Annotated in this window: 4 protein-coding genes; all 4 read right to left on the bottom strand. The window is 70.5% G+C overall.

Annotated elements, in window-relative coordinates; genetic code table 11:
* Positions 1–368 (bottom strand): hypothetical protein (locus tag ACILRF_RS15570; RefSeq protein ID WP_395674496.1); only part of this gene is annotated, 368 nt, incomplete at its 3' end.
* Positions 365–1834: a Fe-S cluster assembly protein SufB gene (gene sufB / locus ACILRF_RS15565; RefSeq protein WP_395674494.1), complete on the bottom strand. Its 1470-nt coding sequence runs from the start codon at positions 1832–1834 to the stop codon at positions 365–367. The genes ACILRF_RS15570 and sufB, both read right to left, overlap by 4 nt.
* Before the next feature lie 2 nt (positions 1835–1836).
* Entirely contained in the window at positions 1837–2985 is a 1149-nt protein-coding gene (locus tag ACILRF_RS15560) for a cysteine desulfurase family protein (RefSeq protein WP_395674492.1), read from the bottom strand.
* Positions 2982–3337: Rrf2 family transcriptional regulator (locus tag ACILRF_RS15555; RefSeq protein ID WP_395674490.1), on the bottom strand; the 356-nt coding region annotated here is incomplete at its 5' end. The genes ACILRF_RS15560 and ACILRF_RS15555, both read right to left, overlap by 4 nt.

Here is a 3337-nt window from a genome sequence, read left to right as displayed (position 1 = left end):
AGGCGAAGGGCGTCCTCGACGGTGTCGACGCTCTCCTGCTCGCGGGGTGAGGCGCCCGGATGGGCGGCGCGTTTGTCGGAGAGGGCGACGGTCGCGCGGCCGTTCTCCCAATAGGCGGAAATCCGGTAGCGGGCGTGATCCAGCGAGACGGCGTAGCCGCGACGGTCGACGGTCAGGCCGTGTTCGGCCAGGAAGGCGCCGTCGGCGGCCAGGGCCTCGTGCAGCGCCTCGGCGCCGGCAAGGTCGGCCGCCTGCAGGCGGCGCTGCTCGTCCTCGCGCTTGCGGCGCTCCATCTCGCGGCGGGCGTATTCGGTCTCGAAGGCGTCGCGCAGCGTCGGCGCCTTCAGCTTGCGGGCGCGGGCGGTCATCCGACACTGCCCTCGAGGCTGATGGCGACCAGCTTCTGGGCCTCGACCGCGAACTCCATCGGCAGTTCCTGGAGAACCTCGCGGACGAAGCCGTTGACCAGCAGCTGCACCGCCTCTTCCTGGGAAAGGCCGCGCTGCATGGCGTAGAACAGCTGGTCTTCGGACAGGCGCGTCGTCGTCGCCTCGTGCTCGAACACGCTCTGGCCGTTACGAGCCTCGACGTAGGGCACGGTGTGGGCGGCGCAGTGCTTGCCGATCAGAAGGCTGTCGCACTGGGTGAAGTTGCGCGCGCCCTTGGCTTTCGGGTGGGCCGAGACGAGACCGCGATAGGTGTTGGAGCTCTTCCCGGCGCTGATGCCCTTGGAGATGATCCGCGAGCGGGTGTTGGGGCCAAGATGGATCATCTTGGTGCCGGTGTCGGCCTGCTGGCGCCCGTTGGTGATGGCGATGGAATAGAACTCGCCGACGCTGCCCTCGCCGCGCAGGACGCAGGACGGATACTTCCAGGTCACCGCCGAGCCGGTCTCGACCTGGGTCCAGGACACCTTGGCGCGCGCGCCGCGGCAGTCGGCGCGCTTGGTCACGAAGTTGAAGATGCCGCCCTTCCCGGTCTCCGGGTCGCCCGGGTACCAGTTCTGCACGGTGGAATATTTGATCTCCGCGTCGTCGAGGGCGACCAGCTCGACCACCGCCGCGTGCAGCTGGTTCTCGTCGCGCTGGGGCGCGGTGCAGCCCTCCAGGTAGGAGACGTAGGCCCCGGCGTCGGCGATGATCAGGGTGCGTTCGAACTGGCCGGAATTCTCGGCGTTGATCCGGAAATAGGTCGAAAGCTCCATCGGGCAGCGCACGCCCGGCGGCACGTAGACGAAGCTGCCGTCGGAGAAGACCGCCGCATTCAGGCAGGCGAAGTAGTTGTCGCTGACCGGCACGACCGAGCCGAGGTACTTGCGGACCAGTTCGGGGTGCTCGCGGATCGCCTCGCTCATCGAGCAGAAGATCACGCCCGCCTCGGCCAGCTCCTTCTTGAAGGTGGTGACGACGCTGACGCTGTCGAACACGGCGTCGACGGCGTAGCGCGGCGCGCCCTCGACGCCGGCCAGCACCTCCTGCTCGCGCAGGGGAATGCCGAGCTTCTTGTAGGTCTCCAGCAGCTCCGGATCGACCTCGTCGAGGCTCTTGGGGGCGACCTTCTGCTTGGGCGCGGCGTAGTAGTAGGTGTCCTGGTAGTCGATGCGCGGGAAGTTGACCTTGGCCCAGGTCGGCTCCTCCATCGCCAGCCAGCGCTCGAAGGCCTCGAGCCGCCACTGCAGCATCCACTCGGGCTCGTCCTTCTTGGCCGAGATGAAGCGGACGATGTCGGCGTTCAGACCCTTCGGCGCGTACTCCTGCTCGATCTCGGTGACGAAGCCGTGCTTGTACTTTTCCAGGCTCTGGACGTGTTCGACGGTCTGTTTGACGGCGGCCATAGCTACGCAACTCCAACGGCGGCGGGCGCGCGTCGCGCCACGTGCCGGGCATGGGCTTCGAACCAGGCCTCGGCGAGGCGGTTCCAGTCGTGTTCGGTGGTGCTCCAGCCGCCGCTGACGCGGATGGCGCAGGCGGCCAGGTCGTCCTGGCCCATGGCGGTCAGCACGTGGCTGGCCTTGACCTTGCCCGACGAGCAGGCCGAGCCGGCGCTGACCATGACGCCGGCCAGGTCGAGCGCCATGACCTGCAGTTCCGAGGGATATCCCGGGGTGGCGAAGCACAGGGTGTTGGGCAGGCGATCGGCCCCCTCGCCCATCACGACGCAACCCTGCGCCTTGAGGCGGGCGGCGACGGCGTCACGCCAGGCGACCTGGGAAGCGAGCTCCAGGGCGTTGGCCGCGCGCGCGGCGGCGCCGAAGCCGGCGATGCCAGGCACGTTCTCGGTGCCGGCCCGGCGGCCACGCTCCTGGCCGCCGCCGTGCAGGCGACGCGAGAGGACAGCGCGGGGGCCGAAGGTCAGGGCGCCGATCCCCTGCGGGCCGCCGAGCTTGTGGGCCGAGACGCTGAGGGTGTCGGCGCCGACGCCGCGGCTGTCGATGACGATCTTGCCGGCGGCCTGGATGGCGTCGACGTGCAGCCAGCCATCGGCGGCGCGGACGATCTCGGACGCGGCCTGCACCGGCTGGATCACGCCGGTCTCGTTGTTGGCCAGCATCAGGGCGACGAGCGGCCGGCCGTCGGCGGCGTCCCAGCGCGAGAGGCGCTCGGCGAGCCAGGCGAGGTCGGCCACCCCTTGCGCGTCCACCGGCAGGGTCTCGACGACGGCGCCCGACGCCTTGGCGGCTTCCAGCACGCTGTCATGCTCGACCGCCGAGACGATAAGGCGCTTCGAGCCGGCCGCGACGGCGCTCTCGATGGCCAGGGCGTTGGCCTCGGTGCCGCCGGAGGTGAAGACCACGGTCGAGGCCGGGGCGGCGATCAGGTCGGCGACGGCGCTGCGGGCCGCCTCCACCGCCGCGCGGGCGGCGCGGCCGGCGGCGTGCACGGACGACGGGTTGCCGGCTGCGGCGAGCGCCTGAGCCACCGCGGCGGCGGCTTGCGGCCGCACCGGCGCCGTAGCGTTGAAGTCGAGATAGACGGCGGCGGTCATGCGGCCCGCCTTCCGGCGAGCCGGCCGCCGATCACGTCGTCGAGGCTGACCGAGGCCAGGTAGGTTTCGATCTGCTGGCCGAGGTCTTCCCAGAGGTCGTGGGTCAGGCAGCGCTCGCCCTTGATCATGCAGCCCTTGGATTCCGCGCAGCGGGTGGCGCGGATCGGCTCGTCCACCGCGTGGACGATCTCGGCGATGGTGGTCTCGCCGGCGGTGCGGGCCAGACGATAGCCGCCGCCGGGCCCGCGGGCGCTGCGCACCAGGCCCTTGCGGCGCAGGCGGGCGAACAGCTGTTCGAGGTACGAAAGCGAGATTTCCTGGCGCTCGGCGATATCGGCCAGGGCCACGGCGC

The sequence above is a fragment of the Phenylobacterium sp. genome (genome assembly GCF_044236515.1).
Taxonomy (GTDB): domain Bacteria; phylum Pseudomonadota; class Alphaproteobacteria; order Caulobacterales; family Caulobacteraceae; genus Phenylobacterium.
Note: the sequence above shows the minus strand (reverse complement) of the source record. Positions and strands in the feature narration are given on the sequence as shown.

Bases quoted from the DNA above. Each gene is read 5' to 3' on its own strand.
- sufB (WP_395674494.1), bottom strand. From the start codon at position 1,834: ATGGCCGCCGTCAAACAGACCGTCGAACACGTCCAGAGCCTGGAAAAG.
- ACILRF_RS15560 (WP_395674492.1), bottom strand. From the start codon at position 2,985: ATGACCGCCGCCGTCTATCTCGACTTCAACGCTACGGCGCCGGTGCGG.